The organism is Methylobacterium sp. WSM2598, assembly GCF_000379105.1.
In the GTDB taxonomy this organism is placed as follows: domain Bacteria; phylum Pseudomonadota; class Alphaproteobacteria; order Rhizobiales; family Beijerinckiaceae; genus Methylobacterium.
In genome coordinates, this window is the sequence record NZ_KB900609.1 from 2,901,692 (window position 1) to 2,916,024 (window position 14,333).

Consider the following 14,333-nt stretch of genomic DNA (forward strand, 5'->3'; position numbering starts at 1 on the left):
GCCACGCACAAGTCCGCAGAGGACGGCGAGGAACACGTCAGGAAATCTCGGAGGGTCATTGCTCAGTCGGCTGAGGTGCTGAAGCGCTCTCGGAAGTGATGGTGGATCGTAACCGCGAGGGTCACGCTCCGTCCCGTGACGGTGCATGGCCGCCTTCATCTCCCGGGGGCGCTCCTGGTGTGCCCACTGGAAGAACCCTCCGGGTCATCGGAGTCGTAGCCCTGCACGGTTAGGTCCGCAATCTCAGGACTGCTCATGGGGGCTCCGTGGCCTCGTGAGCGCGCATCGACCGCCGCATCACAAATTCGGACTTTCGGAGCGCCCGGCGCTCAATGTGGAGTGGGAACAACGTCGGATTAACATGGGTTATCTGGCATGGATGCTCCTGCCGGATGAGAAGCGCAGCTCGCTAAGGAGAAGGCGGACCTCGCCCAGGCCGAGCAGGACATTGCCGCGGGTGAGAGGCGCATCACGGAGCTGGAGCTGAGGATAGAACGGCTGTGGGCTGAAGGGCGCGACACGGCTCAAGCCGAACGGCTCCTCGGCATCTTCAAGGCCACTCTGACCGAGTGGCAGAGGCACCGCGCTTTAATCCACGAGGCAATCCGGCGCTTGCAGGGGGCTGGTATCTAGACGTGGTCGCTCGGATGAGTGGTCACGCACCGGAAATCCAGGCCGGCGAACTTGAAGGTGGTGGTGTCGGTCATTGTCAGGAGTCTCTACGGGCTCCTGAGTGGCCCCGGGGGCGAGCGTCCTGTGTTCAAAGGTAGCTGAGACGGCAAGGGAGGTCGGCCACGCCGCGAGCAAAGAAAGACCGGCCATGGTTGGAGCCAGGGTAGTGGCCTAGGACGGCCGTTCTTGATTTCAGGTAGGGTAGTAGCCTGGACACTCTAAACGGCCGTGTACGGTCAGCCCTGGCGGCTCTAAAGGGCCATCTAGTGTTGAGATTGCCTAGACTTCCCCCATTAGATGTTCTGTTATAGCCACCATCAACTCAGATGACTTAATCTCCTCGATTAAGCGTCTGAGTTCGGCCAGTTCCTCCGGAGACGCTGGGAGGGACATAGTGTCAGCTATATGGGCTATAATTTCAGCCCGAGCTATCTCTCTGTTGATAGCTGCCTTGACCTCAGCATCTACGGGTCCTTCCTCCTGCAGAATATCCCAGTAAATTGCCATCAAGTCTAGCAGGCGTTTCGATAGAAGCTTAAGTCTGTCTGGGCTGAGCTGCATCTTGATACTGGATATGCTGATTGAGGACTCTGCCTAGGTCCGCAATACGCACCTAACTAGTATATAGCGGGCATCTACTCTGGTTCAACAACAGAGTTAACAGTAAGCTCCGGTCAAGCTTCTGGAGCAAGACTGTCTAGCCATCGGTTGAACGCCCTGGCCTGCCGCTCCCTGGTGCCCTTCAGCAGCTCGCTCAGGGCCTCCCGCTCCACGACAGTCATCATCAGGTGGCCGCCCTTGCCGATAGGAATGAGGCCGTAGCCCCAAGCGTCCTCGCTGAGGGCTTCCTGGCGGCGATGCCGAGCTGTGTCAGGGTGCCAGCCGATATGCTCGCCAGCGTCCTGTTCGATTAGCCAGAGGTGGCCCTGAGCGGCCACTGAGCGGACCCTGTAGGCCTTCCTGAGCCCCTCGCTTCCCTCGGTAGCCATCCTTCTCTCGTTACGTGCTGAGGCTTATGCGAATGGGTTGGCTGCGCGCGCCAGCAGGGCGCCAGACCTAGGCGTCGTATTGTGGCCGAGACCCACTCCAGTCCGGCCAAGTCTCGACGTTCGCGCTACCGCACGCTTTGCATCGTAGGTGCCGGGCGACATCCCTCACAGGCATAGTCGCAGGCCACCGGTCGAGCGGCATGGAGATGCTGTGGCCACATTTCATACAGTCGAGCCAGACACCGCACGCTTCAGTCTGGCGGGCCTGTTCGACTGTGAACCAAGCTTGATTGTTCATCATTCCTCTGTGGGCATCATCAGACTCAACGTGGCGGGGCACGGCTGGTTCGAGTGTACGATTGGTCTGAAAGGTACGGCGGAGTGCTCCGTGAGGACCGGACATCCTAGCCGGGCATCCATGCGTCCGCATTAAGCCAAATCAATCCGCGCTGCCCGTACTCGCGGCAGAGACCCTTCAAAGGTCCGCTATGCCGCTGTCAGCGTCCCTTCGTCGAGAGCATATCGGGTGGCTCTTCAGAGTCGGAAGCGGTCCTTGCGAACGTCAAGCTTGCTGAGTTCACGCCCTAACACTTCGGAATAGGGATGCGGGACATAGCTTCGTGCATCGTCGCCAGCGTCACCGTGCCATCAGCCTTCGCTCTCTGGTGCGAGTCCAACGATGGCATCGGCCACGCTGTCTTCAATCCTGGCCGCCCGCGCCAGTGTCTTGAAGCAGTGCCTCCAGGCACGGGTCGTCCCGTTCTTGACACCTGCACCGCACTCCTACACAGTGGTGTTGGTTCAACACGTTAAGTTATTGTCTGCGAAGAGATAATTGGAGCCAGTGGAGGTTCGAGTCCTCTCGGCCGCACCATCCTTGAAAGCCATTGCAGGCCAAAAGGTTGGTGCCAGACATTGGCTTCCGGGGTTGACCGCTCCTGCACAGCGGTCCTCCGCATGGCCGTCCCGATGGCACGCCGCGGGACGGACTCCGCATCGGGGTCTGGTATCTTCGCCAGCGCACCCCAGCCGACCTTCTCAAGCTTGAGGCACTGCAAGTCTCGCTCCCCGTGGCCGATGCCTCTGCCACGGTGAAGATCGTTGCGGTGGTGCTCGTCTCACTCAGGACCAGGGAGCCGGCTGAAGCCCGGACCCGTCAGGCTGGCGCGGACGCTGCCCCGACGCAGGTCTGGGATGCGCGAAGCAGGGGACCGTCCCCGCTCACGCAGCGCCAAGTCACAGCCCTCGCTGGCTAAGCACGTCCTGCGCAGCCCGCCCCTCGAAGGCATAGCCCACCTGCCCCCGGTGGGAGCCGTCCACGATGCCCTGAGCGTGACTGACGCGAATGGCCCAGCGTGCCTCCAACTGCCCGCACAGCGGGCTCTCCCTGTCCTTCTCGACACGAGCCCCCGCGAGGCGCCGGTACGAGCCCAGGACGGCCTCCGCAACGCCCACCTGATCGGACCGCCCCATGCCCTCCGTAGACGCGCCGTGTCAGCCTTGCCGTACAGACTGAACCGTGACGCAGCCGGGAATGAACCGCCCAGTGCGCGGCACATACGTGACATATGCACCCCAAGATTCGTAGCCGTCCTCCGAGAGCCATTAGGCACATAATAGACGACATGTGAGGCAGATTAGAGGCTTACGGCGGCCAATACACCCGTTTCATCCCTCATCTCAGCACCCAGATAGACATAACGATCAAGATAGTTGCACTAATGGCATGAAGCCCGATCTGCCACCAGGCGGCGGTGCCCACCGACAAGACGAGGGCGACATCACAGACCGGAATGAGGACGGTTGCGCTCAGGACGATGCCCACCGCACGTCTGGAGGAGAAGCAGACGAGCCCGGCCAGATAGAGGGCCAGGGCGGCGTCTCGGAAACCGATGGCACGCAGGTACGCATCAGAGACATTGCCAGGAGCCGGTATGCCGAAGATCGAAGCTCCGGCGGTCGGGGCTGCGATGAACAGGCCGCTCAGGCACAAGAACACCGCTGCGAGGCCCAGGACGGCCCAGAAGCTCGGCCCTGAAGTGGATAGGTGTTGGTCGGCAGAAGCCACGCTGACCCTCCTCCGGCTGCGCGAGGTCAACCGTGGAGGGCGCCTGCGGTGTCGTGCTCAGGCGCCCTGAGGCCAAGGAGGCCGATCGGCCGCATGAGGCTGGCAGCCGCATGAGGTAGGCGCCTGCTTCGCCTCAAGCTCCTGTCCAGCCACCATCACGCAGCTTCCGGGTTCAACGCCCGGTGCACCGACCCGCGACCGATGCCGAGTTCCTCGCCGATGGCGGCCGGACCCGTTCCGGTGGCGTGAAGCTCCCTGACCTTCTCAGCAGGCCCCCATGCAGGGCGCCCCTTGCCGGCATAGACCCCGGCAGCCTTGACCTCAAGCTGGCGGACGATGTCTGCGAGGTCAGCATGAGACTCCTCAGAGCGGCCACCATCCACCGAAGGTACGGTATGATAAACATTCTGAGGGCGGCCCTGTCATGGAACCAGCACCCGACTGCAGCCTTACTGGCCCAGGCGCATCTCGGAAGGTGGCGCTTAGCAACGTGCCAGACGGGGGTGCTTCATGCCTTCACACGACGCGCACGGGTTCTCGCAGCCTTCTCAGGGCAACCTGCTCTTCAGAGCCATCAAGAACGACTGGATTGCAGGCGAGCTTTGGCGGTTTGCGGCTGACCTGACCGAGCAGGGACTTCTCGACCAAGCGGCGGAACTCAGGGCGGAGTCACGGGCGGCCCGTGTGGCCGCGATGCAGTGCCGAGCCAGGGCCGGGTTGTTCTCAGTCCTGAGTTGACCTCTATCAGAGGGGTAAGCTGCGCGGACACCTGGGGGCGCGGGCGCTGCACCGCGGCGGCCCGGTTCCGCGACCCGACGCATGGTGCCGACGGGCACCCGGGAACGAGCCCCCTCAGGTGAGGACGCGCTCCCCCGCCGGCGTGCGCACCAGCGCCCGCAGCGCGAAGTCCGGGCCCGCCCGGAAGGCGGGCGGGTCGACGAGTCCGAGCCGCGCGTGCAGCGCCGCGATCCGGTCCGGCTCGGGATGCGCGAGGTCGAGGCGGACGAGCCGCGCCCCCGCCTCCGGCATCGCGCCGGCCGGGCCCGGGAGCCCCTCCCAGTCGATCACGCTGGGCACGGCGCCGTCCTCCGGCAGGGTGCCGTCCGGCCGCAGGGCGAACAGCCAGGACCGCTCCCCCCGCGAGATCCGCGCCGGGCACCCCACCAGGGCGCCATGCGCGGCCGCGACCGCGGCGATCGCCCCCGTCCGCGCCACCAGCGTGCGCAGCCGCCGCCCGCGCGCCCAGGCCGCCCGCACCGCGTCCAGGTCGTCGAGGCCGAACCAGCGCGGCCCGGCCGGCGCCGGTGCCTCTGGGTCGCGCGCGATCACCTCCAGATAGAGGTCGTCCCCGAGCCGCAGGACGAGGTTGTGCGTGCCCATCTGGGGATGGCGGCCGCCGGCCCGCATCGGCAGCCCGAGGCACGCCTGAACATGCGCCTCGCCCTCGGCGAGCGTCGGGGCGACGATCACCAAATGGTCGAGCCGCAGCATCTGCGCGCTCACGGCCCCCTCCCGGCGCTCGCGTCCGTCATCGCCCCTTCCCCGGACCCGCCCGGCGCCGGGCGTCAGCCCCGCAGCGTGGCGCCGGTCTTCTTCGCCACCTCGGCGACGATCCGGGCGCTCACCGCCTCGATGTCGGCCTCCGTGAGGGTGCGGTCAACCGGCTGCAGCCGCACCGCGACCGCGACGGACTTCTGGTCCGCCCCGATCCCCGGCCCCTCGTAGACGTCGAAGACCTCGGCCCCCGCGACGAGCGTCCGCTCGGCCCCCTGCACGGCGCGCAGGATGTCGCCGGCCGCGACGTCGCGGCCCACCACGAAGGCGAAGTCGCGGCTCAGCGGCTGGAAATCCGAGAGCTTCGCGGCCGGCTTGACCTTGGTCGGCCGGTGCTTGGGCAGGGGCAGGGCGTCGAGCACGATCTCGAAGGCGACGACCGGTCCCTTCACGTCGAGCGCCCTGAGCACCCGGGGATGCACTTCGCCGAAATGCCCGATCGGGGTCCTCGGCCCGAATTGCAGCGTGCCGGAGCGGCCGGGATGGAACCAGTCCGGCCCGCCGGCCACGACCTGCAGCCCGCCGACCGGCACGCCGAGGGCCGTGAGCAGCGCCAGCGCATCCGCCTTTGCCTCGTAGGCGTCGACCGGCCGCGCCGCGCCGTCCCAGTGCCGGCCCGCGCCGGCGGCGCGCGCGCTGCCCCGCCGCAGGGCCGCCGCCCGCATGGTCTGGCCCTCGGGCGCGTCGGAGGCGAAGCACTGCCCGACCTCGAACAGGGCGACGTCCGGGTAGCCCCGGTCGGCGTTGCGCTGGCCCGCCCGCAACAGGCCGGGCAGCAGGCTCGGGCGCATGTCCGAGAGGTCCGCCGCGATCGGGTTCGCCAGCGCCAGGTCCGGCCGCCCGCCGCCGAACGCCTCGGCATCCGCCTTGGCGATGAAGGACCACGTCACCGCCTCGACGAGGCCGCGCGCGGCGAGTTCGCGCTTGGCGAGGCGGGTGCGCTTCTGCAGCACCGTCAGGACCGGGCGGATCACCGCCGCCTCGACCCGCGGCAGCGGCTTCGGCTCGATCCGGTCGAGGCCGGCGATGCGCACGATCTCCTCGACGAGGTCGGCCTTGCCCTCGACGTCCGGCCGCCAGGAGGGCGGCAGCACCTTGACCCGGTCGCCGCTGCCGGAGACGTGGAAGCCCAGCGCCTCCAGCGTCACCTTCATCTCGGGCCGCGGCAGGTCGAGCCCCGAGAGGCGGCGCACCTCCGTCCAGGGGAAATCGATGACGCGGTCGGTCTCGGGCCTCTCGCCCGCGACCGTCGCCTCGGTCGGGACGCCGCCGCAGAGCTCGATCACCATCCGGGTCGCGAGGTCGAGGCCGGGCAGGGTGAAGGCCGGGTCGACGCCGCGCTCGAACCGGTAGCGGGCATCCGTGATGATCCCGAGCCGCCGCCCGGTCCGGGCGATGGTGCGCGGGTCCCAGAGCGCCGATTCGATCAGCACGTCGGTGGTGGATTCGTCGCAGCCCGAAGGCTCCCCGCCCATGATGCCGGCGATCGATTCCGGCCCCGCCGCGTCGGCGATGACCACGATCCCGTCGTCGAGCTGGTAGGTCCGGCCGTCGAGGGCGAGGAGCTCCTCGCCCTCGCGCGCCCGGCGCACCGTGAGGTCCCCCCTCACCTTGGCGGCGTCGAAGACGTGGAGCGGCCGGCCGCGGTCGAAGGTGATGAAGTTCGTGATGTCGACCAGCGCATTGATCGGCCGCAGGCCGATCGCCTTGAGGCGGCGCTGCAGCCATTCGGGCGAGGGGCCGTTGCGCACGCCGCGCACGAGCCGCAGGCCGAAGAGGGGGCAGAGATGGCCGTCCTCGGGGGCGAGGGCGCGGGTCACCGCGACCGGGCAGGGCCCCTCCCCGCGCAGGGCCGGCAGGGTCTCGCGCCTGAGCCGCCCGAGCCCGGCCGCCGCGAGGTCGCGGGCGATGCCGGCGACGCCCGTGCAGTCGGGCCGGTTCGGCGTCAGGTTGATCTCGATCACCGGGTCGTCGAGGCCCGCATAGGCCGCGTAGGTCTCGCCCACGGGCGCGTCCGCCGGCAGGTCGAGGATGCCGTCGTGGTCCTCCGAGAGGCCGAGCTCGGCCCCCGAGCAGAGCATGCCGCGGCTCTCGACGCCCCGGATCGTGCCGACCGACAGGGTGATGTTCTTGCCCGGCACGTAGGTGCCGGGCGGCGCGAAGACGCTGCGCATGCCCGCCCGCGCGTTCGGCGCGCCGCAGACGACCTGGACGGGCGCGGCCCCGTCCCCGAGATCGACGGTGCAGACCCGCAGCCGGTCGGCATTGGGATGCGGCTCGGCGGTGAGCACGGCGGCGATCCGGTAGGCGGCGAGGTCCGCCGCCCTGTTCTCGACGCGCTCCACTTCGAGCCCGATGCGGGTCAGCGTCTCGACGATGACGTCGAGGGACGCGTCGGTGTCGAGGTGGTCCTTGAGCCAGGAGAGGGTGAATTTCATGGGGCGCCGGCCGTTGGCTGGAAGGGAGTCGGGACTTGCGCGTCCGGGCGGGGGGCGACGGGGAACCGCGACGCCGCCCTCAGCCCGTGAGCCCGCCGACGAGGCTCGGAATGTCGAGGGGCCGGAAGCCGTAATGGTCGAGCCAGCGCACGTCCGCCTCGAAGAACGGGCGCAGGTCCGGCATGCCGTACTTGAGCATCGCGATGCGGTCGATGCCCATGCCCCAGGCGAAGCCCTGCACCTCGTCCGGGTCGAGGCCGCACTGGCGCAGCACGTTCGGGTGCACCATGCCGCAGCCCAGGATCTCCAGCCAGTCGTCGCCCTCGCCGAAGCGGATCTCCCCGCCCTTGCGCGAGCACTGGATGTCGACCTCGGCGGAGGGCTCCGTGAACGGGAAGAACGAGGGCCGGAAGCGCATCTTCACGCTCTCGACCTCGAAGAACGCCTTGCAGAACTCCTCCAGGATCCACTTCAGGTGGGCGAGCGTCGCCGTGCGGTCGATCACCAGGCCCTCGACCTGGTGGAACATCGGCGTGTGGGTCTGGTCGGAATCGTGCCGGTAGGTGCGGCCGGGGCAGATCACCCGGATCGGCGGCTGCTGGCTGCGCATCGTGCGGACCTGCACCGGCGAGGTGTGGGTGCGCAGGAGCTTGCGCGTCCCGTCGCGGCCCGGCGGCAGGAAGAAGGTGTCGTGCATCTCCCGGGCCGGATGGCCCTCGGGGAAGTTCAGGGCCGTGAAGTTGAGGTCGTCCGTCTCGATGTCCGGCCCCTCGGCCACCGCGAAGCCCATGTCGCCGAAGATCGCCGTGATCTCGTCGATCACCTGGGTGATCGGATGGACGCGCCCGCGCGTCTCGGGGCCCTCGCGCACCGGGAGCGTCACGTCGATGCGCTCGGCGGAGAGCCGCGCCGCGAGGGCCGCCTCGGCGAGCGTCTCGCGGCGGGCCAGGATCGCGCCCTGGACCCGGTCGCGAAGTCCGTTGATCAGCGGGCCGCGCTCCCGGCGCTCCTCGGGCGACAGGCTCCCCAGGGTCTTCAGGAGTTCGGAGACGGCGCCCTTCTTGCCGAGGGCGGCCACCCGCACGCCTTCGAGCGCGGCCTCGTCGGCGGCGCCCTCGACCTGCGCCAGGAGGTCGGATTCGAGGCTGTGAAGATCGGTCATCGTGTCCCTGCCGGATCGCGCCGGATGCCCTGCCCCGCGAGGCACGGGCGGTCAAGCCGCCGCGATGCCGCCCGGCCTCGCGCGCGGCGCGCCGCCCAAACCGCGGCGCGCGGCGCCGCCCAAACCGCGGCGCGCGGCGCCGCCCAAACCGCGGCGCGCGGCGCCGCCCAAACCGCGGCGCGCGGCGCCGCCCAAACGGAAACGGCCCGCGCGAGGGCGGGCCGTCGAACCATGCAGCCCCCGGGCGGGCCGAGCCCCCGGAAGCGCCGCCGCTACGCCGCCTGCGCGGTCTCGGCCGGCAGGGCCGCCCGGGCCTGCTCGACCACGGCCGCGAAGGCCGCCGGCTCGTGGATGGCGAGCTCGGAGAGCGCCTTGCGGTCCACGACGATGCCCGCCTTGGCGAGCCCGTCGATCAGGCGCGAATAGGTCAGGCCGTGCTCCCGGGCCGCCGCGTTGAGGCGCTGGATCCACAGCGAGCGGAAGTTGCGCTTCCGGTTCTTCCGGTCGCGGTAGGCGTATTGGAGGCCCTTCTCCACCGCCTGCTTGGCGATGCGGATCGTGTTCTTGCGCCGGCCGTAATAGCCCTTGGCGGCCTTCAGCACCTTCTTGTGCTTGGCGTGACTCGTTACGCCGCGCTTGACGCGTGCCATGATGATCTCCTGAACAATTCTACGAAACAGACGGATCGCGGCTCGGAAGCTCTCAGCCGTTCGGCAGGAAGAACTTCTTCACGTTGGCGGCGTCGCCCTCGAACAGGGTGGTCGTGCCGCGCAGGTTGCGGATCTGCTTCGTGGTCCGCTTGATCATCCCGTGGCGCTTGCCGGCCTGGGCGTACAGGACCTTGCCGGTCCCGGTGATCTTGAAGCGCTTCTTGGCGCCCGACTTGGTCTTGAGCTTGGGCATTTGGCTCTCCTGAACGCGCGGGGACCGGGCTCCGGAGGAGCCCGACCGTCACGCGCATCGGTTGCGTGGAGCGAAGCGAACCGCCACGGCAGCCCTCACGGCCGGGCGGTTCGGTCGAGGCGCGCGCTCTAGCACAGCCGATCCCGGCCCGCAATCACGGCTTGCCGGGCGCCGCGGCGCCCGCGCCGGGCGGCAGGGACCCGGGGCGCCCTGTGCGCAGCGGGGACGACGCCGCGCCGCCCCTCGTCTTGTGCGACGCACCGGAACCATAAGCGTGGCGTCGCGGTTCTGTTCATGTCCCGCTCAGGCCCGATCGTGCTTGATCCCGCCAACGATTGGCGTCTCAGGAGAATTCGTCGTGCGCATAGCCCAGATCGCCCCCCTCGCAGAGGCCGTGCCGCCCAAGTTCTACGGAGGCACCGAGCGTGTGGTCTCGTGGCTGACGGAGGAGCTGGTGCGCCAGGGCCACGACGTGACCCTGTTCGCGAGCGGCGACTCGGAGACGAGCGCCAAGCTGGTCGCCTGCGCCCCCGAGGGCCTGCGCCTCGCCGGCATCCGCGACCACGTGGCGAGCCACCTCGCCATGCTCTACCACCTGCGCCGGCGGGCGGACGAATTCGACATCATCCACTTCCACATCGACCTCCTGCAGTATCCGCTGTTCGAGGACCTGAACCACAAGTGCGTCACGACCCTGCACGGGCGCCTCGACGTGCCGGACTTCATGCCGGTCTACCGGACCTTCACGGGCATGCCGCTCGTGTCGATCTCCGACCACCAGCGCGGCCCGATGCCGTCGAACGCCAACTGGCTGGCGACGATCCATCACGGCCTGCCGACGGAGAACTGCCGCTTCTCGGCCGCGCCGAGGGACGGCGGCTACCTCGCCTTCCTGGGCCGCATCTCGCCCGAGAAGCGCCCCGACCGCGCCATCGAGATGGCCAAGCGCGCCGGCGTCAAGCTCAAGATCGCCGCCAAGGTCGACAAGGCCGACCAGGAATACTGGGACGAGGTCATCGAGCCGATGACCCATCACCCGCTCATCGAGTATATCGGTGAGATCAACGAGGACCAGAAGCACGAGTTTCTCGGCAACGCCCTGGCGCTCGCGTTCCCGATCGACTGGCCGGAGCCGTTCGGCTTGGTGATGATCGAGGCGATGTCGGCGGGCACGCCGGTGATCGCGTGGCGCAACGGCTCGGTGCCGGAAGTCATCAAGGACGGCGTGTCGGGCGTCCTGGTCGAGTCCATGGACGAGGCCGTGGCCGCCGTCGAGACCGTGAAGGGCATGAGCCGCCAGGCGGTGCGCCGCTACTTCGACACGCGCTTCACCGCGACCGTGATGGCCAACACCTACCTCAACGCCTACGAGTCGCTGCTCGCCGCCGACGCGGCGGCGATCAAGCTGCCGGGGCGGCGCCCCGAGATCGGGGCGGGCGCCGCGAACGGCGTGCACGGGGCGAAGCCGGCCGGCCTCTGGCCGCTCTGACCCGATCCGTCCCGCACGGGACGGCGAAAGGCCCGGCCTTCCCGCGGAGGCCGGGCCTTCGTGCGTGTGATCGCCGTCCGGACGTGATCGTCCGGACGGCGTCTGAGCCGGGGGCCCAGGTCGGGAAAGCCGCCTCGCGGCCTCCTGCCCCTGGCGCGAGCCGCAGGATGGCCCACATTGGCGGGCCTATGGGGGCGCAGTGATTCGGGCCGCGCGCCCGACGCGTCCTGCCCTCGAGACCTGGAGACCCGCCCCGATGGCCGCGACCGTGCAGGAGAGGAGCCCCTTTCCCGGCGTCCCCGACGACGAGCCCCTGCCCCAGTACCACATCGAGGCCCAGACCTCCCTGGTCGAGCGGCCCCTGCGCTCTCTCAAGCACGGCGACGCGTTCGCGGTGCTGGACAGCTACGGCGACATCGGGGTCTTCCCCGGGCCCGAGGGCCTGTACTTCCAGGACACCCGGTTCCTGTCGCGCCTCCAGCTCACGGTGGAGGGCCAGCGCCCGCTCCTGCTCGGCTCGGTGATCCAGGACGACAACGGCGCGCTCTCGGTCGACATGACCACGCCCGACATCCGCCTCGACGCGGGCGACGAGACCTCGATCCCGCGCGAGATCATCGCCCTCGACCGCACCAAGTTCATGTTCCGTGGCACCTGCTACGACCGGATCGGGCTGCGCAACTACGACACCCGGCCCCGGCACCTGCGCCTCGCCCTGACCTTCGACGCGGATTTCCGCGATCTGTTCGAGGTCCGCGGCGCCACCCGCGAGCGGCGCGGCCAGCGCAGCGTCGTGGTCACGCGGCCCGACGAGGTCACCTTCCGCTACCAGGGCCTCGACAACCGGCTGCGCACCACCCGCCTGCGCTTCGGCCCCGCCCCGACCGTGATCGAGCCGCACCGGGCCGAGTTCGAGATCCGCCTCGCCCCCGGCGGCCGGGCCTCGATCTTCGTGCGGGCGGTGTTCGATGCGAGCGACGTCAAGGCCGACGCGCTGGTCGCCGTGACCGGCAGCGCCCTGCCCACCTCCTCCCCGGTCTACCCCAACCCGCGCCGCGAGGAGGGCCACGCCAAGGGCGAGGGCATGGCCTTCGCGCTGGCCTACCGCGACGCGCGCCGCGACCTGCGCGCGGCCACCGCCGACATCACCACCATCGAGAGCTCGAACGACCAGTTCAACGAGGCGGCCTGCCGGGCCACCGCCGACCTCTACATGCTGGCGACCCGCACGACCCACGGGATCTACCCCTACGCGGGCATCCCCTGGTACAGCACGGTGTTCGGCCGCGACGGCATCATCACGGCGATGATGACGCTCTGGATCGACCCCAACATCGCCAGGGGCGTGCTGCGCTACCTCGCGGCGACCCAGGCGAGGACCAACAACCCGGCGGCCGATGCCCAGCCGGGCAAGATCCTGCACGAGACCCGCCACGGCGAGATGGCCAATCTCGGCGAGGTGCCCTTCGCGCTCTACTACGGCACGATCGACGCGACGCCGCTCTTCGTGATGCTGGCCGGCCAGTATTTCGAGCAGACCGGCGACAGGGCGACCGTCCAGGCGATCTGGCCGAACATCCTGGCCGCCCTCGAATGGATCGACACCTACGGCGACCGGGACGGCGACGGCTTCGTCGAGTACGCCCGGGAGACCGACAAGGGCCTCGCCAACCAGGGCTGGAAGGACAGCCACGACTCGATCTTCCACGCGGACGGCCGCATGGCCCAGGGCCCGATCGCGCTCTGCGAAGTGCAGGGCTACGTCTACGCCGCCAAGCGCGCCGCCTCGAAGCTCGCGGGCGTGCTCGGCCACGTCGCCCTGTCGGAGCGCCTGAAGGACGCCGCCGAGCGCCTGCGGACCGCCTTCGACCGGGCGTTCTACTTGCCGGAGATCGGCACCTACGCCCTCGCCCTCGACGGGGAGAAGCGCCCCTGCGCGGTGCGGGCCTCCAATGCCGGCCACGCCCTCTTCACCGGCATCGCGCTGCCCGAGCGGGCGGCGAGCGTCGCCGAGGTGCTGATGTCCAAGGACGGGTTCAACGGCTGGGGCGTGCGCACGATCGCGCAGGGCGAGGCGCGCTACAACCCGATGTCCTACCACAACGGCTCGATCTGGCCGCACGACAACGCCATCGTGGCGCTGGGCCTCGCCCGCTACGGCCACAAGGCGGCGGCGGCGCGGGTCTTCGAGGGCCAGCACGGCGCGTCGCTCTACCAGGACGGGCGGCGGCTGCCGGAACTGTTCTGCGGCTTCAGCCAGCGCAACCAGCGCGGGCCCACCAATTACCCGGTGGCCTGCAGCCCGCAGGCCTGGGCGGCCGCGGCGCCCTTCGCCTTCCTGGCTGCCTGCCTCGGCCTCGAACTGCGCCACGACCGCAACCGGATCCGCTTCCGCGACCCGATCCTGCCGGGCTTCCTCGACCGGGTGCTGATCCGCAACCTGAAGCTCGGCCCCTCCCGCGTCGACCTCCTGCTCCACCGCCACGGCCCCGACGTGACGGTCAACGTCCTGCGCCGCAAGGGCGACGCGCAGGTGGTGCTGATGAAGTGAGCGGCGAGTTCGGCCTGCGCCCCGGCGAGGAGGGCATCCCCCTCCCCGCCGAATTCGACGCCGGCCTCCACTTCATCGGGCGCCTGCGCACCCCCTGGACGCGCCGCGAGGAATGCCCGCGCAACGCGGCGCAGTCGGACGCCGCCTGCACGGTCGAGCTCGACCCGCGCTTCGCCCCGGGCCTCCTCGCCCTCGACGGCACGACCCACCTGATCCTCCTCTACTGGATGGACCGGGCGCCGCGCTCGCTGCTGGTGCAGCGCCCGCGCCACGCCGCCGGCCCGCGCGGCACCTTCGCGCTGCGCTCGCCGGCGCGGCCGAACCCGATCGCCCTCGCGGTCGTCGACCTCCTCGGCATCGCCGGGCACCGGCTCGCCGTGCGCGGCCTCGACTGCCTCGACGGGACCCCGCTCCTCGACATCAAGCCCTACTTCGCCTCGACCGACTCAAAGCCCGGGGCGCGGGTCGGCTGGCACGAGGCCTGAGGGCGGCGGCCGGGGCAGTCCA

General features: G+C 69.5%; 11 protein-coding genes. 4 read left to right on the plus strand and 7 right to left on the minus strand.

From position 1 onward, the window contains the following. Nucleotides 1–1,346 precede the first annotated feature (1,346 nt). The gene (locus MET2598_RS0113610; protein WP_018261198.1) at nt 1,347–1,661 is read right to left on the minus strand and encodes a hypothetical protein; all 315 of its coding nucleotides are present in this window, start codon (nt 1,659–1,661) and stop codon (nt 1,347–1,349) included. A 995-nt stretch (nt 1,662–2,656) separates the two neighbouring features. Between MET2598_RS0113610 and MET2598_RS43745 the strand changes: the two genes are divergently transcribed. Then, on the plus strand, nt 2,657–2,917 hold the full coding sequence (locus MET2598_RS43745) for a DUF6538 domain-containing protein (RefSeq protein WP_442919009.1): 261 nt from the start codon (nt 2,657–2,659) through the stop codon (nt 2,915–2,917). 419 nt (nt 2,918–3,336) lie between these two features. On the opposite strand, the gene MET2598_RS0113620 is transcribed toward MET2598_RS43745, so the two are convergent. The 6 genes from MET2598_RS0113620 to rpmI form a co-directional block, all read right to left on the minus strand. Beyond that, entirely contained in the window at nt 3,337–3,729 is a 393-nt protein-coding gene (locus MET2598_RS0113620) for a DUF4267 domain-containing protein (protein ID WP_018261200.1), read from the minus strand. A gap of 852 nt (nt 3,730–4,581) precedes the next feature. Beyond that, nucleotides 4,582–5,220, minus strand: coding sequence for a VOC family protein (locus MET2598_RS0113625; RefSeq protein WP_012335020.1), 639 nt, complete (start codon nt 5,218–5,220; stop codon nt 4,582–4,584). A 74-nt stretch (nt 5,221–5,294) separates the two neighbouring features. Further along, nucleotides 5,295–7,721 carry a phenylalanine--tRNA ligase subunit beta gene (pheT, locus tag MET2598_RS0113630; protein WP_018261202.1) on the minus strand — a complete coding sequence of 809 codons (2,427 nt, stop codon included), beginning with the start codon at nt 7,719–7,721 and terminating at the stop codon, nt 5,295–5,297. 79 nt (nt 7,722–7,800) lie between these two features. Next, a complete protein-coding gene (gene pheS, locus MET2598_RS0113635) occupies nt 7,801–8,883 on the minus strand; it encodes a phenylalanine--tRNA ligase subunit alpha (protein ID WP_018261203.1) in 1,083 nt (360 codons plus the stop codon). A 272-nt stretch (nt 8,884–9,155) separates the two neighbouring features. After that, nucleotides 9,156–9,533: a 50S ribosomal protein L20 gene (gene rplT / locus MET2598_RS0113640; RefSeq protein ID WP_012335023.1), complete on the minus strand. Its 378-nt coding sequence runs from the start codon at nt 9,531–9,533 to the stop codon at nt 9,156–9,158. Between the two features lie 52 nt (nt 9,534–9,585). Then, on the minus strand, nt 9,586–9,786 hold the full coding sequence (rpmI, locus tag MET2598_RS0113645; protein ID WP_012335024.1) for a 50S ribosomal protein L35: 201 nt from the start codon (nt 9,784–9,786) through the stop codon (nt 9,586–9,588). Nucleotides 9,787–10,144: 358 nt separating this feature from the next. On the opposite strand from rpmI, the gene MET2598_RS0113650 reads away from it, so the two are divergent. From MET2598_RS0113650 to tsaA, 3 genes are all read left to right on the plus strand, one after another. Then, the gene (locus MET2598_RS0113650) at nt 10,145–11,275 is read left to right on the plus strand and encodes a glycosyltransferase family 4 protein (RefSeq protein ID WP_018261204.1); all 1,131 of its coding nucleotides are present in this window, start codon (nt 10,145–10,147) and stop codon (nt 11,273–11,275) included. A 256-nt stretch (nt 11,276–11,531) separates the two neighbouring features. Continuing rightward, a complete protein-coding gene (locus MET2598_RS0113655; RefSeq protein ID WP_012335026.1) occupies nt 11,532–13,826 on the plus strand; it encodes an amylo-alpha-1,6-glucosidase in 2,295 nt (764 codons plus the stop codon). Next, nucleotides 13,823–14,311, plus strand: a complete 489-nt coding sequence (gene tsaA, locus MET2598_RS0113660) for a tRNA (N6-threonylcarbamoyladenosine(37)-N6)-methyltransferase TrmO (protein ID WP_018261205.1) — start codon at nt 13,823–13,825, stop codon at nt 14,309–14,311. Before MET2598_RS0113655 ends, tsaA begins: the two co-directional genes overlap by 4 nt. Nucleotides 14,312–14,333: the final 22 nt, after the last annotated feature.